Here is a 26,641-nt window from a genome sequence, read left to right as displayed (position 1 = left end):
TCCCCTCCTTCAAGGCGAGCCCCATGAAAGACCAGTTCTGCGCGGTCGTTACCGGCCAATCCCTGATCAAGCACGACATCCGTGACGTCAAAGACGAACGCTTCATCGCGGTTACGGACTTCCTGCGCCAAGGCGACGTCGTCTTCACCAACTTCGAGTCGACAATCCTCGGCAAGCACGGCGGGTGGCCGACCAAGGGCAAATACTTCGGATATTCCAGGGCGGAGGTGCTCGATGCATTGCAGGCCATCGGTTTCAACGCGCTCGCGCTCGCGAACAACCACGCCTTCGATCTCGGCGCCGGCGGCATCCTCTCGACGCTGGAGGAGGTGGAAGCGCGCGGCTTCCTGCATGCCGGCATCGGGGCCGACGAGACTGACGCGAGGAAACCGGGCCGCCGCGGGCTGGGCGCGCGCGAGGTCGCGCTTCTTGCGATGGATGCAGGCCCCGGTCCGACCAACATGTATGCCGAAGACCGCACGGCCTTCCGGCCGGCTCGGCCCGGCGTCAATCGTCTGAACACCGTTCGCAAGATGGGCGTGCCGGACGGACATTTCCGCAGATTGGCAAGGCTGGGCACTCATTTGCAAAGCTCCCCCTTTGAACTGGCCAACTATGCGCAACCGGAGGACCCGGTAGAGGTGTCGGCCGGCAAGGAGATCAATTTCTACGGCACCGTATTCGCGCAGGCGGCCGATTTTGGCCGCCTCATCGAAGTCGATCAGCGGAGTGCGAGTGTCCATCTGGCCGCCATCCGGCACGCCGCGGCACAAGGCGATTTCGTCATCGCCTATCTGCACCACCATCATTGGGAACCAGGTTGGCAGGACGTGCCGCGCTGGGTGCAGACCTTTGCGCGGATGTGCATCGACGCCGGCGCGAACCTGTTCGTGAGCCACGGCGCGCCGGTGCTGCAGGCCGTGGAAATCTACAATGGCTCGCCGATCTTCTATGGCCTCGGAAACTTCCTATTCCACGTCCACCCCGACGAAACCGAATGGGACCCACCGGAAGTCTGGCAAAGCATCCTCGCCGCGTGCCGCTATGATGCGGGCGGAAACCTCGCAGAAATAGACCTCCTGCCCGTCGTGATCGGCGCGGAAGCCCAGTCTCTCGGATCAGCAACGGGCAGATTGGTACCCGTCGCCGTCACTGGAAGCGCGGCGCGAGACATCCTCGAGGGATTCGCGACCCGCTCGCGGGCGTTCGGCGTCGAAATCGAAGTGTCCTCGACTTGCGGCCGCATCGCCGTGCCCGCTGCACGAAAATTTGGCTGACAAGCGCAACCGGCCGTCAGACGGTCTTGCATTCGGCCGGCGGGGATTCGCCGGCTGTCTCGCTATCCGCCTTTGTGTCTAGCAGGGCCAGTTCTTCCCCCAACGCTGAGATCAGGGACGAGACGCGACCGCGCACACGCGGTGGAAGTTTCACTAGCCCCTCAATCAGGCGCCGACCCTCCGCGCTGGCAATGAAATCCAGGCGCTCATCGACCGGCAGGGGCCGCGCCTCGACGCGGGTCTCATCGTTTCCCGGCAGGCCTTCGAAGAAGCGGCTGACAGGAACGCCGAGCGAGCTGGCGATTTCGTAGAGCATCGAAGCGCTCACGCGATTCCGCGCGTTCTCGTATTTCTGGAGCTGCTGGAAACTGATGCCGATGGATCGGGCAAGCTGGGCTTGCGATACGTCGGACTGGACGCGAACGGTCGCAATCTGCCTGCCGACATGCTGATCGGCGGGATGAGGGTCACTGTCGATCTTTGGCTTCGGCCCCGTCCGAAGGAGGACGGAGCGTTGCGGTTTCAACAAGGCCTTTCGATGCTCCACTCCGGACAGAGTCTGTCGCATACGTGCCGGCTCTTCGCGCCGATGTGATCCGAAAGCCGGATCGCTATTAATATACCTTATAGGGTGCAAAATAACCCTATAGGTGGCAAACAAAATCGGCCTGCCGATTGTGGACTCATGGTCAGTCCACGACAGATTCGAGCCGCAAGGGCTTTGCTTGGTTGGTCGCAGCAGGAACTTGCTGACAAGGCCATTGTATCGCTGAATGCGCTGGCCCGGTTGGAAAATGGCAAGGTAGATTCCCGGATCAGCACTTTGCAGGCCATTGAGGCGGCTCTGACGAGAGCGGGTGTCGAATTCTTGTCAGCTGGCCAAAAGGGAGAAGGTGTACGGCTCTTAGATCCTCATGCTTGAATGTCCAGTTAGCGGAAACATACGATCCCACTAGATGAAGGGGTTAGATAATCCGGACTGCTTTCTATAAGTTAGCCGATTGGCCCAACCCGTATGGAAATACCTGGTTCGGCTCTGTTTGAGGCTAATGCGAATACATCCTCCAAGGCCGATCGGATCTCTGGCCAAGGCAACTCAGCATCGTCCTTCGAAAACTGCAGTCCCTGCAAACAGCCCCGTGCGGGACGGAAGGCAAAGTCGTGGTATTGTCGGAATCAGCCATGATCCGAACTCCTGACAGCATGGTTGTGGTCAGACCGATCAAGTGCTCCCGCACTCCGATTGGTCACAGCACACGCGATGCATGTGCATTGCACGTGCGTACTTATGCATTTTTTCGACGCCAAGTTCAAGCCGAAAAGCGAAAATGACCAAAAAGCCATTCACAACGCGTTTAGATCCATCTGTGCTAGCTCTGGCTGAACAACTCGCGGCGACCGAACGTCGTTCGGTAACTGCCGTCATTGAACTCGCATTAATCGAGTATGCAGAACGTCGTGGTGTTAAAGCGCGAGACGCCGAAAACGGCGGATAGCTGCATCGCGATGCACACCATTGCGCGGCCGAAATTGGGGCCGGAAGCGGACAGGCAGTTTTCGGAGGCGTGATTGCAAAAGCCCCCATGCCTAGGCATAAGCCTGCACGAAAGCGAAAATAAATTGGGAGCTCAGTGTGAAAGACTAATTTCACCCTGATAAGCCGCTCGCGACCTATTGGCGATCGCGACCACTTGGTTAGCCCGCGACGTCCGGGCTTCGGACGTGAAGAAGGCCACGTGAGCCACACAGGAAGTCACCGTCCAGCCAAACCCGCCGCCATTTCGATCCAACCACCTATATTCTTGCGGCCGTTTTGCTTCGTGAAGTTGTAACGAATATAATGCTTAGAGATTTCGACAACCGTGTCACTGGTCGGCGGTTTGAACCAGAGGTCGCCTGCCGAGACCGCCAGGGTATAGTCGTCATACTTTATCCATTTGCCGCTCTTCCATTCGGCGAAGAAAATGCCACTCGACGTTTTGTAGAGCCCCACCTGCGCCAATGGATCCGCACCCTCTAGGCCGACCTCGCCCGCGACGTTCTTGACGCCATCAACGTCAACCGTGAGCAGCCCATTCCCCTTCAGAACGCTACGAACAATCTCGTATCGGACCCATCGTCTCTGCCACGTGAGCCTTCCAGAAAGTACGCAGGTCACCGACGTGTTGTCCAAGCTATTGCGCAAGAAATTCTTGAGCGCGGTGGGGCTCTCGTTTTTAGCTGCCTCGAACACGCTGCTGTCGAAGAAGCCACGATCAATCTGATCTTGCGGACGGACAACCCAGCTGTTGCGCACGTTCCATGCGCGCCACTTGTCTTCATTATGATGGAATGAGAAGAACGTTCTCCGAGCCATCGGCGCGCCGTCCTAAGCTGTCTTCCTGAACGCTTGCACGTTGCCGGTCCACTCTCGGAAACTCTTATAGTCAGATGCGGAGCGGTGCACCCTCAATTCCTTTAGCGATAGCGCGTTTTCGTCAATCCAGGGATAAATCCCGAGGTATTCCTGACCATAAAACGACGTCTCCTCGTTCTTCGTCACTGGAAGAATAGCGACTGCGCCCTTGTATCCGTCAAAGTATCCCAGCTCCCACGGCATCCACTTCGACGCCGCGGAGTTGCCGCTATGAACATATATCAACGAGAGGCAACTCAGCATCCTTTTGCGCAGGGTTTCAGCTGTTCCTGGAGTGACATTTGTCCGGTCAAGGTTTGGGTCCTCGAGCCAATCCACGTAGACCGAGCGTCCGTGGTCCTCGAGGATAAGTTTGACCCCGAGAACCAACTCGGCATCCTTCGTTGAGTGGCTGAGGAAGACATCGTACGTCTTAGAAGAACTGAAATCGCGTGTTGCCTCGTTCAGGATTGTCGGCGCGGATTTATAGGTCGTCACGCGTCTTGCGCGGCTTCGGGCACGGTCTTCGGTAATTGTCGGCATTTCGGATCCATTCAGAATGAGCGATTGTCTAGCACAGGCATGTCCAGAAATACCGCGCCCTATGACTTAGCTATTTTTTAGGTCGGCGGGATCTCGCCGAAGATTTCGGCGTATTTCTGCATCCACTCCTTGACGCCGATCGAGTCGGTCTCAAGATCCCCAATGATGGCTTTCATGAACAGCTTGTCACCAATGTGCTCTCCCAACGATCGATAGGCCTCGAACTGAGTCTCGGAGAAGAATTGATCGAGGGTTGAGTGATGCGGAAACGACGGCTCGTCGAGTCGATACCTCCTCAGGAACTCCCCCTCGTTACCTGTGAGCGAGAGCTTCACGTAAAGCAGATAGCCGATTTCCCACGGCTCCCTGGCGTCTCCTGTGGGGTAGCGAATTCGGCAGAAGCGGAAGTGTGAACGACTAAACCCAGTATCGAGCAGCCGGATCTCGTCAAGTTCGGCGTCGATCATAATCCCCATGTCGATGTAAGCGAGCCGCTGCAGGTTGGTGAGTGCATGGAATGTCATTTTGGGGTCTGCCTCGCCGTCGACCGCGACGATATATCTGCAACGTCGACGCAGAAGCTCGTAAACACCCAGATTCTCGATATGCCCGCCATCGGAGATGTTGACGTAGGGGAGTCGCTCACTGGCGCTCGCCATGAGCTCGCGGAACAGATACTGGATGCCGGGATCCCGCCGCCAGCGCCCTCGGATCGGCGCCGCCTGGTTGTTGCCCGCTATCCCGGGCTTTCTCAGCCAGGCATTGAGGCGCATGTTGAAAAGTGTCAGCCAGAAACTGCCCTGCTTCGTGGTGCGCAACCCCATCTGAGGAGAGACGGCCGCACCTGACAGAGCCATGGCCGCCGCGAGATCAAGCTTGGGATTTAGGTCCTCCCACGCTTTGGTGTCTTGATACCCCACAAGATTACTGCCGGTCATTAGTGGCGTGAATGTAAACACGTCGGAAAGACGGCCTCGCATTTTGGGGTCGTCTGATCCTGGCGCATTGAGCGCGCAATTAATGATCGGATAAAAGGATAGATCCGGCTCGAACTCGCTCAACCTGGGCGAAACATTGGTCCCGCCTGTAGGTATGAACGCGGTCGCCAGCTTCGAGCGATAGTATCGATAAAGCGAGGTTTCATTCACATCGACAAGGCACCAGAGAAGGCCAATGGCAACGGCCATAATCGCCAGAATGAGAAGTGTCTCTTCAAGGTCTTGGCCCTCAAACGATGCGTAGAAGGCGTGCTCGGCAAGCAGGAGAAAGGCTCCGGTAACCACGGGAATGACCATTGATCGCGCCCGCGCGAACACCGCGAAAATTGATCCCAGGATAGCGATCGCGGTCGCGGTCACGAGAAGCGTTGCTAACAATGGGCCGACTTCAGCAACGAGCGCAAAATTTCCGGTAAGACGCGTGATCCCGACGTGGAAGGCTCCGAAGGCAATCCAAAGCAGCGGAAAGCAAAACAGGAGTCCTAGACTTAGATGCCAGACTGTCAGTTCGCTCAGCTGCAGCCGTTCTTGCCGGGAGACATTGCTCAAAAGGACCAAGGCGAAGATCGGGCACGCCCATCCCAGCCATGTCGGCACACCGAGAAGCTGTAGGCCCGTTCGGCCAACCAATTCGACGGCCGCTACGAAGGCTATCACGCTAAGTGCCAGGACTGCGTTCACGAACACGCCGTACGTTGAGCGCATTACCAGGAGCAATCGCTCGACGAAACCCGCGGAAAGGAAGCTTGCCCGCTGCCTGACGCGTGCCAAATGGTCGGATTCTCGTTCCGTCCGCTTGAAAGGCTCTTGATCGGATAGCAGGCCAAACCCTTCGTCAGGGTTGGAAGTACCTAGCAGCGAAGTAAGGAAGCATCCTGCGTATCCGCCCCCGGATACCGTCGACAGATAATCGAACTGTGGCAACAGGTTCTTGCGTGAAAGCGCGGCGAGGACCCCAAGCGAGAAGGTAGCACTACGTATTCCGCCTCCGGACAGCGCGATTCCCGCTGCCCAGTCTCCATGGGACACTCCATATCGCTCCCTCCGGCGCTGGACCGCCGCTCTCTCATGATCGCCATAGGTTTCATGGCCACCGGCTGGTCGCCATTCAGCTTCCCTTGGCGGATTTTCGCCCACCCCAGGGCTCGCGGATCGGCTCGGGTCGTAGGAAGCGTTCGTTCCCGTGAGCAGCGCAAGCGCGCGCTCCAGTACACGCAGGATGTTCTGAATCTGGTATAGTTCGGTGCGAAACACATCGCTAGAGTCCAGCGCGTCGAGAACGCCGCTTCGACTCAAGGGATGCCATTTCGCTGTGAACGGCCTAACCTCCACGTTCAGGGTATGCCAAACGAGGATTTCGAAAGTGCCACATCCCACATTGTTTGCCGTGATAGCTCGCGCCTTGCCAAACAGCTCGGCCACGCTTTCAAGCGCCCGTTTCTCGGTTCCACTACCATATGCGAGGCGGGCCGTGGCGATACGGGAAATTAGCTCTACGCGAAACTGATGAGCGGCCGTTTGGTTGGCGGTGTCACTATTCCAACTGCTGTCGCCGAAAACGGACAGAAAATTCGCCCCGAAAATATCGGTAGCAGATAGCTCCGCCAGTTTTGATCGGATCGTGTCGCTCGTCATTTTCACCTGCCCGATCATCATCGGTCACAAAGCTAATTAAAAGCTGCATTCCCGCGGGCCGCGTAGCGTGGATGCCCCCGTGCCATCGGCCGCAACGGCCTCTTCTCGGCAGCGCCTAGTCGAAAATCTTGTCGTCACTTACCGAATAACGGGCCGCGCTTTGCTTGAATTGAAAGGGATCATCGACGACCCGGTTCAGGTAAGCGGATTGGCTAGTCGTAAGCCAGTTGAGGAGCCCCTCACACTCATAGTTCAGATAGACTCGATGTCCCCTCAAGTTGGTGTATCGAATCTCCTCAAGGATTGCTTTCGGAACTTCCGGCGCGGACGTACCGAAATAGAAGAATTTCTCCGATATCAGAACCCGGTCGGCTCCAGTGTCCGCGCTAATATTGTGAAGATCTGGGGATCCGTTCGGCCGGCTATGATGTGAGTCAAGTTGCCTCCAGTCGCCGTACTCCTGGTGATAAATATTGTCGCCGAGCATCATCACTCGACTGCCGTTGCGGACAGGTCGTTTGTCCCGAAACCTTGGGTCTGCCCAGTATTCATTGAATGACATGGCTCCGGTGACCTGCATCGCAAAAATGCAGCGTCCCACCGCATCGAGTTTCGCGCCGCCCATTCCGATCACCCAGTCACCAATTTTTGCCTTGCGCCTCACAACTGGCTTACAGGTCGCGAGCGTGCAGACGCCATGAAAAGGATTTGGGGCGAAACCGAAGTCGCGCGCCACAACATACATGTAGACCGCCATGGATCAGCATCGCGAAGTGGAGGACGTGTGGACAGGGGTACGCGAGGACCCGTCGGCGTCACGGAAATCTGGGTCAGCGCCCTCCACCGCGTCGATGATCGCGTCCGGATTCCAGTTTACGAGATCGCTACCATAATCCTCGAAGGCGGGCGGTATATCCGCCTCCGTTCCCCCGCGGGTAAATACGCCAATGATACGCTTTCCGAGTTCGTGCGCCTTCCGAATCTCCCAGTTCACCCAAGGGCGCGCATGGGTTTCTTTTCCGATCAGGACGATCACGGTCGACGCCCAGGACATTTTCATCCTCAGAAGGCGCCTGATCGCATTGTCGCTGACCAGACCCTTATCCAGCCTCTCCTGGTTCGCTGGCTTCGCCCTGATCGAGCTATTCCTGATCTCGTATCCCTTGCGGGCGAGCGACTCGGTTAGTTTCGTGACGTGTTCGTCATCGGCATGATGGTGACTAATAAAAACGTGGCGCCTTCCCGACATTTCACTTCTCCGAATAGTTGACGGAATGTATATCACTGGTTGAACTTCGGCGCGACTGTTTGGGGAGCCTCATGGCGGGAAATCTGTTTATATTCGAAGGGCCGGATGGCGTCGGAAAAACGACGATAGTACAGGCACTCAAAGATAAGTTGGCGAGCGACCGTTTCGAATTTTTGAGCTTTCCTGGCCGTGAGGAAGGAACCCTTGGTCACACCATTTACCGCATCCATCACAGCCCTGAAGACTTTGGCATCGGTGCGATGTCGGAACTCGCGCGTCAAGCCCTCCACATAGCGGCGCATATTGATGTTATCGAGACTCGTATTAGACCGTGGTTGGCAGAAGGAAAAAATGTGGTCCTCGACCGGTTTTGGTGGTCGACTATTGTTTACGGAAGCACCGGCGGCGGCGAGCATAAAGCCCTGATGGACCTTGTTGCGGCCGAACAGACCGTTTGGGGGGAAATCAAGCCGGCGATCGCGTTTCTCATTGATCGTGACAGCCCGATCAATCGTAAGGAAGACCTAGTTTATTGGCAACAGCTTCGCTTAAGTTATGCTCGGCTCGCCGGTCATGAGAGCGGACGTTACAAAGTTTGTACAATAAGCAATAGTGGCAGGGTCGCCGACTCGATTGCATTCGTAGAAGGTGAGATTACGGAGGTCCGCAGCCGCAACCCGGATAAACGAGACCCCGGGCATTGATTTCTTGTCGGGTTATCCTGCGGCAATGTGAGTAGTGAAATGGCCAATTTCATAAAGAACGTCTTTATCAGCCACATCCATGAAGATGATCATGGCTTGGCAAAGCTGAAAAAAATCCTCGCCAATCATAACCTATCCATCCGAGATTCCTCGATAAACTCAAGCAATCCAAACAACGCGGAAAGCCCAGAATATATCAAGTCCTCTGTCCTCGCGCCGCAGATCCAGTGGGCCAGCACCTTGATCGTCTACGTCACGGCCGATACCCGCCACAGTGAATGGGTGAATTGGGAAATTGAGTATGCTGCAAAGTTGGGCAAGCGGATTGTTGGCGTTTGGGGTGAGGGAGAACAAGGTTGCGAATTACCGGATGCCCTCAAGGAGTATCACGACGCGATGGTCGGCTGGCACGGCAATTCCATAGTTGAGGCGATTGTTGAGGACCAGGACAAAACAGAAATGCCAAACGGCGATGCCGCTCCGATCCTTCCGATCACCCGACACCCCTGTGGGGCAAGATGATGAGCATTTACTCGTACATCGTCAGGTTCGACAGCGGGTTCGCTCCAAATCCATTTTATGGGATTTGCTCTCTCGCTACGTGCAAACATCCCATCCGGAAGCATGCCGAGATTGGGGACTGGGTTGTTGGATGCGGTAGCGCGGATCGGGCTGTTCGCCGTGGTGGCCATATTGTCCACGCGATGAGGATCACGGAGACGTTGACATTCAACGAGTATGACGCCGATCCGCGCTTCAAATCAAAGAAACCGATCCGCAACGGTAGCCGCAAGCAAAGCGCGGGGGATAACAATATATTTTCGAACGGCGGATGGTTGGTCACAGCGTGACTCCTTTCATAGCAAGTCGGACGGCAGCCCAAACCCAAAGCATGTCACGAACGACACTCAGGTCGACCGCGTGCTTCTGAGTGATGACTTCGTTTATTTTGGCGGTGAAGGTCCCGAATTTCCGGCCGACCTTCAGGACAAAGACGGCAGACATATCTGTAAGGCAGGCATTGGCCGGTCGAAATTCAATGATGACGCCTTGGAGGAGAAGCTCGTCGCTTGGCTCGATTCGATCGGGTCTAGGGGCCTGCAGGGATCGCCCTTTGAGTGGTTGAGCTTAAGAGAAGGATGAAGTTGATGTCGGGTGACCATCTCGGATTGAACGAGTATCAAGGCCTGGCATCCCGAAGTGACCGGACAAAGGGAAAAGGGAACGGGTTCGACCTCCCCGTCCTTGGACTCGTCGGCGAAGTTGGTAGCCTTCTGAGCGAGGTGAAGAAGCGGCAGCGCGACAAGGCGGCGATCATCGGATATGAACAGACCGTCCTCGAGGAACTAGGCGATAGCCTATGGTATCTCGCCATAATCGCCGATCACGCTGATATAAAGCTGGCAACCTTGGCGGGCGCCGGACCGGAGGTTGATCTTCCCTTCGCCGTGCTGCAACCCCAACACGCTCTCCCCCTGAACACGCCAAGCGCTCAATTCGAGAAAACGCTTCTGCGCTTGGCCGCCGCGACGGGCGAGCTGGCGGCGGCCGTCGATGGATCTCATGGCGACAAAACTCTCCTGCAGGCTCGCTTGGCGACCGTACTTCAGCAACTCGTTCGGGCCGCCAACGAATCCGAGGTACTTCTCGAGGCCGCCGCTCGCGCTAACCTTCAGAAGGCCGAGGATCGTTGGCCGCGCGAGCGCTCTTATCCCCCGCTGTTCGACGCGGACTTTCCAGCGGATGAGCAATTACCTCGCACGCTCGAAATCGACATTTACGAGCGGGATGCCAGCAATGACAAGCGCTACGTACTACAGAGCTACCGTGGCCTATTCATCGGGGATCGGCTGACCGACAACATCATGCAACCCGACGACTATCGGTTCCACGATGTCTTTCACTATGCCTACGCCGCTGTCCTCGGCTGGTCACCGGTCACACGAGCCTTGTTGAAACGAAAGCGGAAAAGCAAGTCGCGGGTCGATGAGGGCGAGGATGGCGCACGCGCCACCCTCATTGAGGAAGGCGTGGCCACCTATGTTTTCGGAATAGCCAAAGATTTCGACTTTTTCGCTGACCAGAAGCCCGGAGATCTCAGTCTTAGCTTACTCAAGCACGTCAGACAGTTCGTTCGCGGATATGAGGTTCACTCTTCCCCTCTGTGGCTGTGGGAGGACGCAATCCTTCAGGGGAACTATGCGTTTCGCTTTCTCCGAGAAAACCGTCGTGGGCGCATCAAACTTGATGTAGAGACGCGTTCGTTATCGATAGGGGAACTACCGCAATGAACACCGCCCAGTTCGTTGAGACACTGGCCGAACTTTCATTTAAGGACGCTTTCAATCCGTACGCTGATGCTTGCGGGGAGTTCGATCGAGACGACGCTGCCGCCATCAGGTGCACAAACCTAAAACTTGTTTTGGATGCGGCAATTGAATCGAAAGTGGACTCTATTTGGATCGCTCGTGACCTCGGTTATCGCGGCGGTCGTCGCACCGGTCTCGCGCTAACGGACGAGGCGCATCTCAATGATCATTCCACCCTCTACGGTGATCTGCCCCTTGCTCGCGCGACCAGGGGCCCTGCCATCTCCGAGCGCACGGCGACTGTGATCTGGCAAACCCTGAATCGTATTCAGCGCCCGGTCTTCCTCTGGAACGTTTTTCCCCTGCATCCGCATGAACCCGGCGACCCTCAAACGAACCGCTGTCACACTCGAGCCGAGCGCAATGCCTGTCGCCCGCTTTTGGCCTGGCTGCTTGAGAAGCTTGTACCACGAGTGGTCGTGGCGGTCGGGCGGGACGCCCAATTTGCGTTGGCAGATCTCGGGATCGATACGATGCAGGTGCGCCATCCGAGTTACGGTGGCCAGAGCGACTTCATTTCCGGGATTGAGGGACTCTATGGACTTCCCGTCCTTTCGCAATCGCCCCAGCAGTTGGTGATGCTATAGCATCGATTGCTATTGATGCGGAAGAATTGATGTCCAACGTCTAGGTTGGAAGGGACGCGGCGTGGCACTATAGTCCCTGTCATCCAAGCTAACGTCCGCGAGGAGGATAGGCGAAAGGCATCGCATGGTTGACACTGCTCGACCGTTTATCGTGATCTATATAGTGTGGCATCCCAAGTTCGCGCTCGGGCATGAAATAGCGCGTTTCTTGTTCGAGCATTTTCGAAGAGAGAATTACGAGAGGATCACGGGCGGAACCGGCATCAGCGTTATCTACAGGTTCGCGATGGCCGAAAATTCCGACAAACCTCTTCCAATTGATTTTTCAACGGCAGAGACGTCCGCCGTCATCGTTTTGGCGGACAAGAACCTCGCGGACGATCCGGTCTGGATGGACTACCTTCGTGAGCTGGCTGACCAGACAGCCTCGAAGGGCTTGGCGACTCGGCTATTTCCCGTCGCTATGGAGCCGGACATCGTTCCAGTGCTCCAGCTCGACGAACAAATCATACCCCTGTTCAAATGGAACGATGATCTCGGGGAACGCGCCGCAGCGCTCATCGGCCACCTCACGTTCCAGTTTTGCCGGATGCTCCGCCACTATTTGGAACATCTTCGACGCCCCCACGAAAGCAGCCAAGCTCTTCTAGGCTACCTTCGGAAGGTCGAGATCTTTTTGAGCCACTCGAAACATGACGCGAATGACGCGGGTGTCCGGGTTGCGGAGGCGATACGGGTCAAGCTGACGACCCAGAATGGGCTTGGAAGCTTTTTCGACGTCTATGACATTCCACCGGGCCTGAAGTTCCAGGACGTGCTACTTGCTCAAATCGGTGTCAGCGCGGTTATCGCGATCCACACGGACTCATTCTCATCAAGGGAATGGTGCCGACGCGAGATAATTGAGGCGAAACGACACAACCGGCCTCTCGTGATAGCAAACTGTATCTCCGACATTGACGAGCGGGGCTTTCCATATCTTGGAAACGTACCGATCATACGGCTGGACGAACAAAATGATAACCGCGTCGATGTTGTCATACGCGCGTTGTTGGGCGAGATTCTGAGGGACTTTTTGTGGCAGTGCCGGGTGGAACTAATGCGTGTGAATGCGAAGCCGGGTGTGACCTTCCTCCCAAGGCCGCCTGAGTTGATCTCCTTGGCCGACTTGGTTCCTGCCAATGACGGGGAGCAAGCGGTCATCGTCTATCCGGACCCTCCGCTGGGCGCCGAGGAGGAGCGCCTGTTTCACGACATAGCGCCGAACCTACAGCTCAGGAGCGCTACCGAATGGCTCGCGGGAGCGGTGCGATGACGTACCGTGAAGTCTTTGATGGTAAGGTGATCGCCGTATCGACCTCCGACAGCCCTGACATGGCTGCGCTAGGTCTTCAAGGGGAACATCTTCGCGACGCGATGACGGAAATCGCGAGGCATACATTGGCTCTCGGGGCTAGTTTGGTTTATGGTGGGGACCTTCGCGTCGGTGGATTTAGCAAGCTTTTGTTCGAGCTGGCTGCCCGCCACGGCCGCGACACGCGTAAGCGCGGAAGGCACGCCGTCACCAACTATCTCGCGTGGCCGGTTCATATCCATCAACAAGCGGAGCAACTCGTCCAGGCTTCCGCGGAGCTTGAGGGCGCGGCCGAACTCAGGCTGCTCGATCTCGATGGAAATGCGATGGGTATGAACGAGCGGCGCAAGCTCCAGCCCCAGCAGCCGTCGGAGCCGCAGTGGGCGCGTGGGCTCGCGACGATGCGGCATCGAATGATTGCCGAAACACACGCGAGGATTATCCTGGGAGGCCGTGTAGACAAGTTCAGGGGAAACATGCCTGGCATCGCCGAGGAAGCACTCTATTCCCTCGAAGCTAAACAACCGCTCTATGTAATGGGTGGATTTGGCGGATGTGCTCGCGATGTCGCCGAGGAGATCGGTGTCCTTAAGAAAGGGGTTCCTAGGCCATGGCACGGGCGAAATCGTTTTAGGGCGTTTAAGAAAACTGACCTTAACAATGGTTTATCGGCCGACGAGAATTTGGTTTTGGCGTCAACACCGCACGTCGATCAAGCGATCATTCTGATATTGCGCGGCCTGACACGGCAATTGAAAGACCGCCAGGCTGCGAGGGATTGAGAACGTCCTTGGTTGGGTGTCGAGTTCTGTTCAGTCCAGTTTCTGCTTATCCGAGGATCTCAGCACGGGCCATGCCTATCAGGACTCCTTTCAAGCTGGCGCGATAAAAGGGTCTCGGTTCTCAGAGCGACACGGGTCACATCAACTCGAAAAAATACGCGGCTCGGCACGTCGGGTGGAGACCTGATCACTGTTCTGCCAGAATTCGAACAGATCGAGACCAGCGTCGAGCCTTTCGACGTGAACGACCTCCTTGGTCTCCTCCTCGTCATAGGGCGCGGCCAGCCCTTCGATGCTCGCGGCATCTCCCACCACAACATTGTCGAAGCGCTTCAACGTCCCGGCGTCGATCGTGGCAACGCCGTTGGCATATGTGAGCGCGCTCCCGGGCCGAACCCCTATCCGATAAATCTCTGGACCGACGACCTCATAGTAAGCTTGGTCGCCCATTGGGCGATGTATCAGCATATGCGGCGGTGCGAGAAGATTGCTTGCTATTTTCACCTGCAGCTTTGCGGTTCGCCCGCTTGTGCTCTCACGGTAGACCTTCAGTTCGAGGGTCTCCTCATGCAGACGGCTAGAGGTCGTCTGGAATCGGATAACTCCATCAGAAGCCATGGCGATCCGGCGTAGGTCTTCCTCAACTTCTATCGCTGGTAGGCTGGTCAGATAGACATAGGCCACATTGGCCAACTCCCTAGTGCCCTGCAGGTTCCACCGGGACGACCGCAGCTCGCGGCTGCCGACTATGCCCGCGAACGCCTTGGGATTAGTGATGTGGAGTAGACGAAGATCGAAGTCGTCGTCCGGGCGAGGCCAACACCGCCCCGACGCAAAACGCGCCAGCCGCTTCGGTCCCTCGACCATGCACCGATAGAGCTGTGCGCCGTCTTCATAGCGCCTGACGAGATTGTCGGCCCGGATCTCGACAATCAGCCGCGTCAGATCCGTCGCACGCGGACTACCGACATCGACAGAAAAACGGGCGACGTGAATATTAGGCCCCACGTCGAACCCGAGGATCGGCGGCCCGAAGAAGCTAGGCTGGTAGAAGCGCCAGCCGGACTTCTCAACGAACATAAGTTCCGGGAGCAGTATGCTCCCAACGTCGGCATGCCCAAGCCTGAGCTTAACAAAGCCAGGAAATTGTTCCTGTGAGTCTTCGCTAAGAGCTGGGGAATGCCGGACCGGAGGTCCGGCAAGTCGTGGGTCGAAAGGTGCGCTCAATCTCATACTCCTCAACCACACTTCACTGGCAGCTGTTTGGGCATCGACGCAAATACACCATTCGTGGTGCATCAAAGTCTTCCTTGCCGCCCGTTTCGCATTGGTACCTTATGCAGCGAATGACTGCTTCGGAAACAGCCAATAGTACATGCGCCGACCGCCCTATCGGCGAGGCGTCAGTTTTTAGGCTAGGACGAAGAGCTCCACCCATCCACGGTTTCCACCAATGCCGAAAGATTTGTTGCGAGGCGCGTGCCGTATTTCTGATCGAGCCCAGCCTGCCGAGCCAAGCTCACAAATTGGTTCTCGCCTATCACCAAATTCGCATACGGGATGACGGCGCAAAACGACTGCATATCTCGAAAATCGTTTTCCTCAATGGGCCGGTTTTGCGCTTCGAGGCGAACGGCGATCTCTCGTTCAATGTAATAGGCAGGCACGTCGTTCATTATGCGGCGCGCATTGCTGCTGCCGATGTCAGCCACCTGTTTCCAGGCAGCACCGACGTTGCCCGCCTGCGCTAAAATAAGATCAATGTCTTCGATCATCATCAGCGCGCTGTAAATTTTGCGCCGCATGGAAAGCGGTTCGTTGGCATGCCTCTCGCGGCGGTCTTCGACCATCGCGCGGAGCCGCTCTGATCCGGCTGAGAATCGCCTTACCGCTGCGGTTCTCACATCGTCAGGCGTCCTAATGAGATACGCGTAGAGGGATTCGGCCGGCTTTGCGCGGATGAATTCGATGAATCTTTCCGAAATCCCGACGTGCTGGCCGAAAGCTCCCCATTCGGCTGCCCCTTCGAAGAACACGGTTGAAAGAAACCAATCTCCGTCGGGTGGATCGAGCGCGATCTCCAGCAGTTTCGCGATCGTCTGTCTGATTTCGAGTTGTCGACGCAATAGCCGCCCGCGAAAGACAAAGCCCCTGCTCAGAAAAGCCTGCATAAACGCAAGGTCAGCCCGCCTCTCCGGGTTATTGATTTTGTGTGTTTCATAGATGTTCGAGAAGGTCAGAGGTAGCCTCAGCCGTCCTGCATCAACCTCCTGGCGCAAACGACCCGGAAGCGATTGCAGATTTGGGTAGTCGTCGGGACGTTTTACGGCCCGCGCCAATTCAATCCACTTGTTCTGATCGAGGTAGACGACTTGCACCGTTAGCCCCGAGCGCTATTCGTCAAAAACTTGATCGAATTTGAAGAACAGAGCCGTGTTGACGCGTTCGATCCAGTCCAACAGGTTGCCGAGATTTTCATCGTAGGCCTCAATCCTCTGAAGCCAAAATCTGAAAGGCTTGGTGGTGAATTGCAGAGTTGGGGTGACGTATCGAATGTCGGCGGGATGATGAAAAGGAAATGCCGAGAAACTCCCGTCATCATTCTTGCGCAAACACCAATCCATGGAATCATTCCATGATCCATGGATCGACTCAGACATCATACCGTAGGTGGCTGCATAAAGATCAGCTTGCTCGACCTCAGCAAAAATATCGAAGAACGTCTTGCCTTGTATCCTCCAGCGGTTCCGCTTCTGCGCGTCAAAGTCGTTCGAGGTCAAACCCTCAAAGTCCATCTTTTTACGAACGGATTTGAGCAACCGTTTTCCAGCGTTCGTCTCAAAGAACGTAGATCCGCTTTCGAGTTCGCGCAGGATGCGAAGACGGTCCTTATATGAACATTTGCGATAGTCCTCGATCACCCCTGCATCGTTGGTAAGAAGATACGTAGCCGTCACCGTCCCTTCGATCAGAGGCCGCTCCAGGACACTAATGAACTCGGCATTGTCCACCTCATAGTAGCGGATAATTTCTTTCAGCAGTTTCCACACTCGTACGAGTAGTCCGAGAATTGGCGCATCGTCGATTGAGAAGCCGGTCGGATTGCGTTCGATGTTCCGAATGCGTGTCAGGCAATCATAGATTTCAGCGACGTCTTTGTAGAAGACAAGGGCAAAGCGGTTGATCCCGTCCAGAGAGTCCAGCCCGTACTGGACATACGCGGCATCATATTTTTTAGTGATTGCGAGAATCTCTTCCATCTCACAATCATAGCAGAGCGCCTTGTTGGGAATCTGGTCTGGTTTTCGCTCGGCGGCTCCGCCGACCGGGCGCTGGTAAACCGAGCCATTCGTCTCGGCCGTCCGGCGTCGATTCGTCGCGCAAATTGCGACAGCCTGACGGCTGAGCTTCTACTTATTAAGGGGAGGCCTGCGGCCCCAGGGTCGTCAAGGCTGACCCTTTGCCGCCGAAATGTTCGTTGCATCGACAGGTGCCTCCATCCATAATGGCGGCAAACGTGCCAGTTAAGCGAGCGATCTTTTGGGATATGGATGGAGCATCGTCAGGAAAAGGCCCATTCCTCGTCGGCCGGCGTGACTAACCCCTGCCGCAGCCGGCTGTGAAGTTCATGCCATGACGGATCAGTCACGAAGCCTTTCATGCTTCCACATGCCTCGGCGAAGGAAATGTCGCCCAAACGGTCGATAAGATCGCTTATCCCGCCGTTCCTGCCATCAAGGAACAATTTGAGCGGATCATCATCACACTCAATTACCCGATGTCCCCAAGCACCCGGTACGTCGTCGGTTGCGAGAGCCTGCCGAAGATCCTCATCCACGCCTGCGGCCTCGAGCGCCCGGCAGACCACATAGCGCATCAGGGGATAGTAGATCGGCTGATAGCTGCCTCCAAGCGCGCGCACGCCGGGCAGGATCGACAAAACCAGAAACATCAGCAGAAGATTCGGGACAAGGCTGCGGTTTGCCAGCCGTTCGAGGATGTCGGGGGCTGTGAAGCACGCCACCTTGATACCGGTCGCTGGATCGATGAGTTCTCCGGCGATCAGACGCAGCGGAAGGCGTTTGCCATTTTCATAGAGCCAGAAGAAATCAGTACCGCGCGCGAGCCAGCCACTCCAGGGGCCGGACGCGAGCCCGTCGAGGCCGGCAAGAATATTGGAGGCGAACTTCGGGTCTTCCAGCAGTCTCATGCGTAGCCAGGAATTTTCGTCCGACAGATGGTCGGCCACCAAGTCGGCGATGTCCTCGTCGTCGATCTGCAGGAAGGCAAAGTGGCCTCCGAACATTTTTGGCCAAAGGATCAAATTGGCTGCCTTGATGGCATGGGCCGGCCGCTCGAATTGCGTCTTCGGCAGAAGGCTACGAAGCAACGTGAGCGCGTCTCCCTCAGTGTTCGGCTCCCTCGGCAACAACTCGAACCTATAGGGTCCCGGCCCGGCTAGCAGGCTGTATCCGATCATCCGGCTTCGGCTCAGGCCAAAGACGTTGACCGACCTCCCGTCAACGGTGAGCCAGCCTGGTCCCTTGCGTGGCTTTTCAACGAGGTTCACCGTCGAAACGGCGTAGGAAACATAGGTCGAACAGCCATGCGCCGAGAGACCAAGGAGGCTGAAGATATGCGTGTAATAGGCTTCCGGCTCCATGAGGAGAAACAAATGGGGGCCTGTCTGCAACACGCGGCGCCTTTCGAAATCCCTGCAGATTTCCAAGGCGGTATCGGCAGACAACCCGTTTCGTGTCGCTGCCTTCCTGATGATGTCGAGTAGTTTGGTGAAGGCTCGGAGGCGGATTTCTGGCATGGGAACCGAAGCCGGCGCCGTAAACAGGCGAAACGCATAATCGCGGATCGGCCGGGAATGGTATGGGCTCATCCAGGGGTAGAGTGCCGTCAGCGATCCCAGGACTGCCTGTTTTGCATCTACGCCTGCTGCTAGCTCTTCCACCTCACGATTCACCTTTTTCTTGTGTCTGAATTACACTGACGCTCAAACACGAAACACTGATGAGGAGCACCACTCCGAAGCCGAAGAAAATCGTCGAAGGAAATGCTCGATTTCCTACAGCGGCGGCAACGCCGAAGACGATTAATCCGAGCGCCACGGCCACACTGTGCATAATGCCTTTTGCCCGGCCCAACAGATAATCTGACACACACGACTGCAATGTGACTTCAACGCTGACGCGTCCAAGATTGTATAGAAATCCGAGCGCGGCAAAAAGGATCACTGTCCAGGGCGTGCGCAGAGATGTCAGCGCCATGAGGACCAGCGCCGTTAAGCCCAAAAGCATGAGATGCCGCGCGTGGCTACTCGTCGCTCTTTCAATCCGGAATAGAGAGACCGCACCGATCAGTGAGCCCGCCGACCATGCAGCCTCGAGGTAGCCGAAATCCACGGCAGTACCCTTCTGCTCCTGGAAGACGAAACTCGATCCCATGACGCTGACGAGCACCGCGCTTGTATAGAGAAGCGCGTAGACGACATTGAGACGACGCAGGCTCGGATCGATTTCCGCTGCAGGGATATTGGCGATGCGGACATCGCGCGAAACCGGTTCCAGCCGCATCAAGGCTAGGGAGCCCGCTGAAAACAGGAAGAAGGCAGCGAGTACGGTGAATGGCAGGGCTGGGGAGCGCTCATGCAGCAAAGGCCCTGCAAGCAGAGCTGCGCCGAGATTGCCGAACTGCATGACGAAGAAGACGGCGGAATTCGTGGCTACAAGATTGGGGCCGTCAGCTATCACGGGGATCAATGATTGAGAGCTCGTAAGCGCGACACGATCGCAAAACGAAAACAGGGCCGCTGACAGGCAGATGATCAGAAACACGTCCATGTAGAGAAGCGCGCAAGCGGTAGCCAGCATAACGACGAAGCGGCTGAGGTCTGCCGCAACGTTCAGGCATCGCCTGTCAAATCGATCCGCCGCTACGCCGGCCAAAGGGCTCGCGATGAATTCGACAACGCTGACGATCGCAAGAAACGTCGCCACGCCGGCAGTTCCGTATCCTCGCTCGACGAGAATCCAGGCGGAGGCGATGTAGTAGCCGTTTCGGGCAACAGCCGCTGATAGCGTGCTGGCCAAGAATCCGAAAGGATTGGACCGGTCGGCCCGTCCTTTGCCATGATGAATTTGAACCAGGTTTGACATGAGCGGCGTATCCGGGCAGACCGCCGATGGATACCTACTTCCGCCAAGCCTGCTTTACTGTGATGTTGGGGTTTTCCGATACTTGCTGAGAACCGACAAGCGGCGGCCTAGATTCTGCACTTACGACGAAATTCCGTGGGGGCCGCGCCGAAGGCCCGCTTAAAGGCGGTCGTGAAATGGCTCGAGCTGCCGAAACCACATTCCATCGCGATTTCCGTCGCCGACAAATTGGTCGATCGCAGCATGTCCGCGGATTGCTCCAACCGTCGCTGCGCGATGAACGCATGCGGCGTCATGCCCGTCGATTGCTTGAAGGCCCTCCAGAAATGGAACCGGCTAACCCCAATTTCTTTTGCCAGATCGGCGAGCGTAGGTCTGCCGCCCGACAACGCCCCGATCATTTCCACCGCTCGCTTGAGATCGAACGATGACAAACCGCCTTTTGCCGGCTCCTGATGGAAGCCGGTCAACCTGAACATTTGCCCGAGCAATTGAGTGGCCTGGCACTCCACCATCGTTGCGCTGATGGGGTCAGGCTGCTTGAGCTCCAAGGCAATCCTCTGCAACGCCAACTCGACAGTGCCGTCCCGAAATCCGATCGAAGGCGGCAGCACTGCCGGGCGATGGCGAGCCATTCCCGCAAACACGTCGTCGGCGAACCCTTTTTCAATGGAGACCAGGAGGTAGGAAGCGGTCGCTTCCCCCTCGTCCCATCCATTCCAATCACTGCCGGCAGGCATGAAGATTATCGAACCGGCCCGGCGCGGCAAAAAGGCAATCCGGCGCCCATCCACAATGTCTTCTCCGCGGCACGCCGTGCCCTTCAGGTTCATCAAGAACACATGGTTTGGCTGGAGCATTCTTGTCTCCTGGCGCTCAAGCCCGGTTCTTTTGACCACGTCCGCCCGCACGCTCCCCCAATTCTCATACTTGTGGGCAAGCGATTGGTGCCGTGAACGGCGATTCTCGGTCGGGTCAAGGGCAAGAGTATTCACGTATCCACAGCCTCCTTACTGGCGAGTGGCCAGTCGTTGCATGATGTGGCGAACCATTGGTTGCTGAACAACACGCGAATAACTCTGGATTGGTAGAAGATGTGACTTTAGCGAAAAAATGGCAAACGAGTGAAAGCCGCCTGTATCCGGCAGGCCTACCAGTTGGCTCAGCCAATACTTGAGCCCGGCGAAATATTAGACTACACTTATCTTAGTGGAATTTCCCCCATCGACGTATCGGCATCTCACCAATGGAACGGTGCTGGAGGCATACTGCGATGCGTGGACTCGACGACTTTCTGGCTGAGTGCGACCATGGCCCACGGATCAACGGACTAGCCGGCTTTTTTGCCGCGACCGCCGCTGGCAAGAGCGGGATGCCAATCCGCAAGCCCGTCGCCGACGCCCGCCTTCTGCCGGGCGATGAACTGCTGCGCGACCTGGTCAGCCTGCATGCGGCACGACAAGGTTTTTTCGACCAGCACTATCACGGCAGCATTCCCTACAGATTGGAGGAAGAGTGCCGGATGGCCTACGCAGTGCTGAAATACGTCCGGCACCGCGGCGCTCCGCTTTCCCTATACAGCCTTGGAACAGCGGAAGGCACGATGGCGAGAACACTGTCCGAACTGTCGGAGGGACAGATACGCACACTGTCGTGCAGCCCGAACGCGGAGAATTACAAATGCTTCATGGCTTATGGCGAACCGCCGAACGCAGACTTTTTCGTCGGCCCCTTTCATCATTTGACGAAGGACGTCCTGCGTTCAGATCCGCGACTGGCAAACTTCGCTCACGGGTTCGATATCATTCTCGAAGATACGACCTTCCAGATGTACTCGCCCAACAGAACGGGACAGATCGAGTTCGTGACCCAGCACCTCAAGGCGGACGGAATCTTCGTCTTCGTCGAGAAGTTCCGGGCAACCGAGGAGCCGGACTACAGGCGTCGCGAATACCAGAAGGATTTTGGTTTCAAGGCGCGCTATTTTCCCCCAGACGAAATCGAGAAGAAGCAGACCCTCGTTCTGGATACGATGTTCGGCAATGAGGTGACTTTGGCTGAGATGGCTGGCGCAATACGCGCACATTTCAGCTACTGCTCCATGACGTGGAACAGCGGAAATTTCTGTAGCCTCGCGGCGAGCAACAGCGAGGAAAACCTAAACCGGTACCTTTCCCAGATGGCCACTCCGGCCATTCCGCACGAGTACGTCTACGAAACGAGCTTGTGTCCGCCCCTGCCCGTTAGCGTCCCCGCCGCGCAGGAATAGGCTCCTGCGCTTTGAGACAGGTCGACAACACGCTCCGCCGTTTGGACCATGTCTTCGCAGCTGTCGATCATGGTAGCCTCAGGCAGGCCGCAAGAGTCCTCAGAGTGAGGGAATCCTGTGTAAGCCGCAACATCGTTGCTCTTGAGCAGTTGCTCGACATGCAGTTGTTTGACCGCGACGTCCATGGCGTTCGGCTGACCGAGGCAGGCCGGGCCTGGGTCGATCTTGTCCGGGCCCATTATGAAGGCTTGCAGGATGCATTGGCTGCAGGTAGTCGCGGTCACCAGGATGCCAAAACGATCAGAATAGGGTTATGCGCCCAGATGGGGCGCACGTTCGTGGCACGTCTCATCGATCGTTTTGGCCATTTGCATCCGGACGTGTGCGTCGTGATCGAAGACGTTCCACTCGAACAGTGCCTGGCGGCTATACGCCGCCGGCGCCTCGACATCGTCTTCACGCACGGGCTTGAGAACGCCGCTTTATGCCGTAGCGAGATATTTGCATACGAGCGCTTGTTCGTTCTCCTGCCCTGTTACCATCCGCTTGCTGAAAGGGCTGCGGTTACATGGGCAGATCTTGCAGATACGTGTCTGCTGGTTTCAGGCGAATCCTCCCGGGACCTGCGTTTGCTGGAGCACATCGCTGCGAATGGTGGCCCCACTGTCCAGATATGTCGCGCCAGCGAAGCAACGGTCATCCTCAAGGTGCAACTCGGTCAAGGCGTGGCTCTGGCGGGCGAGGGTTTTGCCAGGACAGTCGCCATCGACGCCACGGTGTGGAAACCGATCAGTGGCCAGAGCAGCGTCAGTTCGATCAAGGCAGTGTGGCTGGAATCGAACCCAAAACGCGCGCTTTTGCGGCTGGTTGGGACCGCAAGAAACATGGTGGCAGCAACGCGACCCAGGACTACCCCTGTCGATACAGGACGTTCGGAACGCCGCGGCGCGATTTCTGAAGTCACGCCATGACTCGGAGGCGCGACTAACGCGGTTCGACTTCAGTCGTCCGGCCCTCAACCACCCTCCGAACGCTTTGCCCTGGCAAAGCCCCGATCCGTCGCAATGAACCGCTCCAACATCGCGACGATGAGGCGCGGCGCATCGGCGGGCCGTTGCCCCGCTTCGCGGCCGAGTATCTCGGCATAAGCGGTCAGGTCACGGTGCAATGCCGCGGGAAGCTCCACCATGACCTTGACCGGCTTGTCGTCAGCGATTGACCCCAGTTTCAGCTTCGCCATTTCAGCTTCCGTAAGGTTCGAGCATGAGATCGCGCGTGACGATGACGCGCACCGGGTATCCCGGTCGGATGGTGAGTGTCGGCGCTATATTGAGCTGCCGCTGGACGATCTGCTGGCCTGTCTGGCTGATGCTGTCGGACGCACCCTGGCGCAGAGCGCGCATGATGTCGCTCTCCTGGCCTGATGAGCCTGCCTGCGCCCCGATGCTCAGAACCGTGGAAAGTGCTGCAGCCTTGAACAACTCGCCCCAGTGATAGTCGACGCCATCCTCGAGGCCAGCATAGCCTTCCGCGTCCGCTCCAGGCTCACGTTCCAGAACGATGGAGCGGCCGTCTGGAAAAACCAGTCTGGTCCATACCAGCAACACGCGACGCTGGCCGAAGCCGACGCCATTGTCATACTGGCCGATGAGGCGCGTCCCCTGCGGAATGAGAAGGATGTGGCCGGTGGGGCTGTCATAGACATTCTCTGTTACCTGCGCGGTGATCTGACCCGGCAGATCGGAGCGAATGCCGGTGATGAGGGCGGCTGCGATGACGGCGCCCGCCTGCAGGACGTTCTTCGACGCCGGCGCCGCAACACGATCCGGCGAGACCGTGCGCTTGTCCGGTGGCTGATCGAGGAACGCGAGCTGCCGGTCCTGCGCCGAGGGCGTCGGCGGCTGCGGCGCGAGGCCAAGGCTGGCGAGGTCGGTCTGTGACGGGGTGCCTGTCGTGCCTGTTCCAGGCTGAGCGGCCGTCGCGTCACTTGCGGGCCGCGTTTGCGTGGACGCGAACAGACGCGCGGTCCTTGCCGCTTCCAGTTCCTGCTCCCGGCGCTGCTGCTCAGGGTCCGGTCCAACGGGGCCTGCCGATGGCGCGGGGCCGCCATTTTGCGCGTTGAGGATCGGGCGGCCGAGATCTCCGGGAAGCGGTGGGCCAAGCTTCGGAACGCCTGCATAGTCCTTCGGCAAGCCGGCAAGCCCATCGGGTGTCGAACGATTGTCGGTTGAATACAGCTCCTGACCCTGGCCTTGCTGACGGTTCTGAAGCGCGTAAATCAGCGTCCCGCCTACAGTGAGGCTTGCGGTGAGCCCCAATGCGGCCAGCGCCTTGCGGGACAGACGTGTTACGCGCGGCGGCTCCGCGCGCAGCCGCATGGCCGCGGCCGGATCGCCTGTCAACGGCCGGGCGTCATCCTCGGCCGGTGCCTCCGGCCCGGCGTCATTCACCGGCCTCCGGCCTTCTTCCTTCCCGGGATCCATTTTGTCGCTCATGATGACGGCCCTCCCCTCTCCGTTCGGAGGTTCGTCGCTGGCAGGGTCTCACCAGGGCCACGCATCCATGAAAATCGACTCCTCCGCACCCCATCGGTGCGGGAGATGCGGATGCGCTGCTGGTTCTTGCCTGCGCCGAAGCGCAACTCGGCGGCGGCAAACAGCCGGTCGACGATCATGTAATTGCCGCGCACGCGATAGTTGACCAGCTCGGACGTGTCGCCTTCTGGCCCGACCACGAAGAGTGGCGGCATCTCGCCCTGGCCGATGCCGCGCGGGAACTCGATGAACACCTGCTTGCCATCGTCGAAGGCGCGCAGCGGCCGCCATGGTGCGCGATCGCCAGTCACGTCGTAGCGGAAATTGACGCGAGAAAGATCGATGCCTGTCGAGACCGGCTGTGCAGCCTCAGCCTGCTGGTTCTGCCTGCGCAAGGCGATAAGTTGGTCCTGCGGGTATTGCCAGGAAACCGACGCCATATAGGTCGACGGCGTCGAGCGCAGTTCCATGTGATAGGTACGCCGATCGGTATTGATGACGAGATTGGTGAGAAGGTCGGCGCGCGTCGGCTTGACGAGGATGTGAACTTGCTTGGCCCCGCCCGTACCGCTCTCGGTGTCGCCGATGATCCATCGCACGGTGTCGCCGGCGGCGACGGGACCGGAGCCGACGAGCTGCTCGCCGGGCTGAAGCGCGATGTCGGTGATCTGCCCCGGCGAGGCATAGACCTGGTAGAGCGCGCCATCGACGAACGGATAGACCTGCATCGAGTTGATGAAGCCGTTGCGCACAGGCTGGACCCGCGCGGCCGCATTGGCCAGGTTCACCCGCGCGGCCGGATCGGTCGGTTCCGGCTCCGGCTTTGCGTCCTTGCCCACCGGCTTCAACTGGCCGGGAAGCGGCAGCGGCTTGGACAGTTCTACCACCTTGACGGGCGGGGGCGGATCGACGGCCTGCACGGCCGGGATCGGATCGTCATAGGAGATCTCCGGCGGCTTCTGCCTGGTGGCACAGCCCGCAAGCGCCGAAGCGCCAAGCAGAAGTGCTGGAAAGGCCATTTTGCGGAAGGCCGGCATTGCGTGGATGAGGAAAATCGGACGCCCCCAGGGGGCGGCTTTGCAGGATGCGGGCGTCATTGTCCAAGCTCCTTCGACCAGTTGATGGCGTTGATGTAGATGCCAAGCGGGTTCTTCCTCAGCGCGTCGGCGTCGCGCGGTGGCTGCACGACAATGGTGAGAATGGCGGACCAGCGCTCCGTGGAAGCGAGTGAGCCATCCTGATAGCGGCGTTCGACCCAGGCGATGCGGAAGCTCACGGGCGATGCGCGAATGACCGACGACACGTCGACGGCGACCTGCTGCTTGCCGACCTTGGTGAACGGGTCATTGGCGCGCGCATAGTCGTTGAGCGCCAGCGCCCCGCCCTGCGTCGCGAAGTCATAGGCGCGCAGCCAATTCTGCCGCACGATGACCGGATCAGCGGGGATCGACCTCACCTGTTCGATGAAGTGCGCCAGGTAGAAGGCGATCTGCGGATCGTTCGGCTGATAGTCGCCGACCGCAGGGGCGACGGCCTGGGCCTGGCCGAGACGATCGACCTGCACCACCCAGGGCACGATCGAGCCGTTCGCGGATTGCCAGACGAGTGCTGCGGAGAAGCCCGCGGCGAGCGCCAGGGAACCGAAGGCCATGGTGCGCCAATTGCGCGCCTGCACGCGAGCCGAACCGATGCGCTCGTCCCAGACCTGGGCAGCGCGTTGGTAGGGCGTCTCGGGTTGTGGGGATTTGCCGTAGTGCGTGGACGGTCGTTTGAACATG

General features: G+C 57.8%; 27 protein-coding genes and 1 pseudogene. 12 read left to right on the top strand and 16 right to left on the bottom strand.

All coding sequences use genetic code 11. From position 1 onward, the window contains the following. Nucleotides 1-23: 23 nt before the first annotated feature. Nucleotides 24-1,277 carry a CapA family protein gene (locus NKJ89_RS20505; protein ID WP_352605097.1) on the top strand — a complete coding sequence of 418 codons (1,254 nt, stop codon included), beginning with the start codon at nt 24-26 and terminating at the stop codon, nt 1,275-1,277. 16 nt (nt 1,278-1,293) lie between these two features. Here the strand turns inward: NKJ89_RS20505 and NKJ89_RS20500 are convergent, their stop codons facing one another. Next, nucleotides 1,294-1,938, bottom strand: a complete 645-nt coding sequence (locus NKJ89_RS20500) for a helix-turn-helix domain-containing protein (protein ID WP_352605095.1) — start codon at nt 1,936-1,938, stop codon at nt 1,294-1,296. 24 nt (nt 1,939-1,962) lie between these two features. Here NKJ89_RS20500 and NKJ89_RS20495 point away from each other — a divergent pair, with 24 nt between their 5' ends. Then, the gene (locus NKJ89_RS20495) at nt 1,963-2,199 is read left to right on the top strand and encodes a helix-turn-helix domain-containing protein (protein WP_352605093.1); all 237 of its coding nucleotides are present in this window, start codon (nt 1,963-1,965) and stop codon (nt 2,197-2,199) included. 406 nt (nt 2,200-2,605) lie between these two features. Further along, on the top strand, nt 2,606-2,773 hold the full coding sequence (locus NKJ89_RS20490; protein WP_352605091.1) for a ribbon-helix-helix protein, CopG family: 168 nt from the start codon (nt 2,606-2,608) through the stop codon (nt 2,771-2,773). Nucleotides 2,774-3,030: 257 nt separating this feature from the next. Here NKJ89_RS20490 and NKJ89_RS20485 read toward each other — a convergent pair whose 3' ends face one another. The 5 genes from NKJ89_RS20485 to NKJ89_RS20465 all read right to left on the bottom strand — a co-directional run bounded on the left by NKJ89_RS20485 (nt 3,031) and on the right by NKJ89_RS20465 (nt 8,097). Further along, complete coding sequence (locus NKJ89_RS20485) at nt 3,031-3,633, bottom strand: TIR domain-containing protein (protein ID WP_352605089.1); 603 nt, start codon at nt 3,631-3,633, stop codon at nt 3,031-3,033. A gap of 12 nt (nt 3,634-3,645) precedes the next feature. Then, nucleotides 3,646-4,215, bottom strand: a complete 570-nt coding sequence (locus tag NKJ89_RS20480; protein WP_352605087.1) for a toll/interleukin-1 receptor domain-containing protein — start codon at nt 4,213-4,215, stop codon at nt 3,646-3,648. A 77-nt stretch (nt 4,216-4,292) separates the two neighbouring features. Continuing rightward, nucleotides 4,293-6,848 carry a patatin-like phospholipase family protein gene (locus tag NKJ89_RS20475; protein WP_352605085.1) on the bottom strand — a complete coding sequence of 852 codons (2,556 nt, stop codon included), beginning with the start codon at nt 6,846-6,848 and terminating at the stop codon, nt 4,293-4,295. Between the two features lie 115 nt (nt 6,849-6,963). Next, a complete protein-coding gene (locus NKJ89_RS20470) occupies nt 6,964-7,605 on the bottom strand; it encodes an Nmad2 family putative nucleotide modification protein (protein WP_352605083.1) in 642 nt (213 codons plus the stop codon). 3 nt (nt 7,606-7,608) lie between these two features. Continuing rightward, nucleotides 7,609-8,097 (bottom strand): TIR domain-containing protein, encoded by a 489-nt coding sequence (locus NKJ89_RS20465; protein WP_199200983.1) that lies wholly within the window; start codon nt 8,095-8,097, stop codon nt 7,609-7,611. A gap of 71 nt (nt 8,098-8,168) precedes the next feature. Between NKJ89_RS20465 and NKJ89_RS20460 the strand changes: the two genes are divergently transcribed. From NKJ89_RS20460 to NKJ89_RS20430, 7 genes and pseudogenes are all read left to right on the top strand, one after another. Continuing rightward, a complete protein-coding gene (locus NKJ89_RS20460; RefSeq protein ID WP_352605081.1) occupies nt 8,169-8,801 on the top strand; it encodes a dTMP kinase in 633 nt (210 codons plus the stop codon). 39 nt (nt 8,802-8,840) lie between these two features. Beyond that, nucleotides 8,841-9,323 (top strand): TIR domain-containing protein, encoded by a 483-nt coding sequence (locus NKJ89_RS20455; RefSeq protein ID WP_352605079.1) that lies wholly within the window; start codon nt 8,841-8,843, stop codon nt 9,321-9,323. After that, a pseudogene (locus NKJ89_RS20450) lies at nt 9,320-9,944 on the top strand (Nmad2 family putative nucleotide modification protein). Before NKJ89_RS20455 ends, NKJ89_RS20450 begins: the two are co-directional and overlap by 4 nt. A gap of 5 nt (nt 9,945-9,949) precedes the next feature. Further along, nucleotides 9,950-11,092, top strand: a complete 1,143-nt coding sequence (locus tag NKJ89_RS20445; protein WP_352605077.1) for a nucleoside triphosphate pyrophosphohydrolase family protein — start codon at nt 9,950-9,952, stop codon at nt 11,090-11,092. Then, entirely contained in the window at nt 11,089-11,757 is a 669-nt protein-coding gene (locus NKJ89_RS20440; RefSeq protein WP_352605075.1) for a uracil-DNA glycosylase, read from the top strand. Before NKJ89_RS20445 ends, NKJ89_RS20440 begins: the two co-directional genes overlap by 4 nt. Before the next feature lie 124 nt (nt 11,758-11,881). Continuing rightward, on the top strand, nt 11,882-13,072 hold the full coding sequence (locus NKJ89_RS20435; RefSeq protein WP_352605073.1) for a toll/interleukin-1 receptor domain-containing protein: 1,191 nt from the start codon (nt 11,882-11,884) through the stop codon (nt 13,070-13,072). After that, the gene (locus NKJ89_RS20430; protein ID WP_352605071.1) at nt 13,069-13,893 is read left to right on the top strand and encodes a hypothetical protein; all 825 of its coding nucleotides are present in this window, start codon (nt 13,069-13,071) and stop codon (nt 13,891-13,893) included. Before NKJ89_RS20435 ends, NKJ89_RS20430 begins: the two co-directional genes overlap by 4 nt. A gap of 141 nt (nt 13,894-14,034) precedes the next feature. Here NKJ89_RS20430 and NKJ89_RS20425 read toward each other — a convergent pair whose 3' ends face one another. The 6 genes from NKJ89_RS20425 to NKJ89_RS20400 all read right to left on the bottom strand — a co-directional run bounded on the left by NKJ89_RS20425 (nt 14,035) and on the right by NKJ89_RS20400 (nt 20,920). Then, complete coding sequence (locus NKJ89_RS20425; protein WP_352605069.1) at nt 14,035-14,973, bottom strand: hypothetical protein; 939 nt, start codon at nt 14,971-14,973, stop codon at nt 14,035-14,037. 335 nt (nt 14,974-15,308) lie between these two features. Beyond that, complete coding sequence (locus NKJ89_RS20420) at nt 15,309-16,271, bottom strand: hypothetical protein (protein WP_352605067.1); 963 nt, start codon at nt 16,269-16,271, stop codon at nt 15,309-15,311. A 15-nt stretch (nt 16,272-16,286) separates the two neighbouring features. After that, entirely contained in the window at nt 16,287-17,153 is an 867-nt protein-coding gene (locus NKJ89_RS20415; RefSeq protein ID WP_352605065.1) for a DUF5677 domain-containing protein, read from the bottom strand. A gap of 302 nt (nt 17,154-17,455) precedes the next feature. Continuing rightward, a complete protein-coding gene (locus tag NKJ89_RS20410; protein ID WP_352605063.1) occupies nt 17,456-18,556 on the bottom strand; it encodes a hypothetical protein in 1,101 nt (366 codons plus the stop codon). Between the two features lie 301 nt (nt 18,557-18,857). Beyond that, complete coding sequence (locus NKJ89_RS20405; protein ID WP_352605061.1) at nt 18,858-20,060, bottom strand: MFS transporter; 1,203 nt, start codon at nt 20,058-20,060, stop codon at nt 18,858-18,860. A 107-nt stretch (nt 20,061-20,167) separates the two neighbouring features. Next, complete coding sequence (locus NKJ89_RS20400) at nt 20,168-20,920, bottom strand: AraC family transcriptional regulator (protein ID WP_352605058.1); 753 nt, start codon at nt 20,918-20,920, stop codon at nt 20,168-20,170. A 413-nt stretch (nt 20,921-21,333) separates the two neighbouring features. Here NKJ89_RS20400 and NKJ89_RS20395 point away from each other — a divergent pair, with 413 nt between their 5' ends. Together NKJ89_RS20395 and NKJ89_RS20390 are read left to right on the top strand one after the other, a co-directional pair. After that, a complete protein-coding gene (locus tag NKJ89_RS20395; RefSeq protein WP_352605056.1) occupies nt 21,334-22,329 on the top strand; it encodes a class I SAM-dependent methyltransferase in 996 nt (331 codons plus the stop codon). An 11-nt stretch (nt 22,330-22,340) separates the two neighbouring features. Beyond that, nucleotides 22,341-23,300 (top strand): LysR family transcriptional regulator, encoded by a 960-nt coding sequence (locus tag NKJ89_RS20390; RefSeq protein WP_352605054.1) that lies wholly within the window; start codon nt 22,341-22,343, stop codon nt 23,298-23,300. A 44-nt stretch (nt 23,301-23,344) separates the two neighbouring features. Here the strand turns inward: NKJ89_RS20390 and NKJ89_RS20385 are convergent, their stop codons facing one another. From NKJ89_RS20385 to trbF, 4 genes are read right to left on the bottom strand one after another with little or no spacing between them, the layout of a single operon-like run. Further along, complete coding sequence (locus NKJ89_RS20385) at nt 23,345-23,569, bottom strand: DUF2274 domain-containing protein (protein WP_352605052.1); 225 nt, start codon at nt 23,567-23,569, stop codon at nt 23,345-23,347. Between the two features lies 1 nt (nt 23,570). Beyond that, nucleotides 23,571-24,824, bottom strand: coding sequence for a TraB/TrbI/VirB10 family type IV secretion system protein (locus tag NKJ89_RS20380; RefSeq protein ID WP_352605050.1), 1,254 nt, complete (start codon nt 24,822-24,824; stop codon nt 23,571-23,573). Then, the gene (gene trbG, locus NKJ89_RS20375; protein WP_352605048.1) at nt 24,821-25,960 is read right to left on the bottom strand and encodes a P-type conjugative transfer protein TrbG; all 1,140 of its coding nucleotides are present in this window, start codon (nt 25,958-25,960) and stop codon (nt 24,821-24,823) included. The genes NKJ89_RS20380 and trbG overlap by 4 nt, the downstream gene beginning before the upstream one ends. Then, nucleotides 25,957-26,640, bottom strand: coding sequence for a conjugal transfer protein TrbF (trbF, locus tag NKJ89_RS20370; protein WP_352605046.1), 684 nt, complete (start codon nt 26,638-26,640; stop codon nt 25,957-25,959). Before trbF ends, trbG begins: the two co-directional genes overlap by 4 nt. Between the last annotated feature and the right edge of the window lies 1 nt (nt 26,641).

The sequence above is a fragment of the Mesorhizobium sp. M0047 genome, assembly GCF_040323315.1.
Classification (GTDB): Bacteria; Pseudomonadota; Alphaproteobacteria; order Rhizobiales; family Rhizobiaceae; genus Mesorhizobium.
This window is presented reverse-complemented; position numbering and strand designations above follow the sequence as displayed.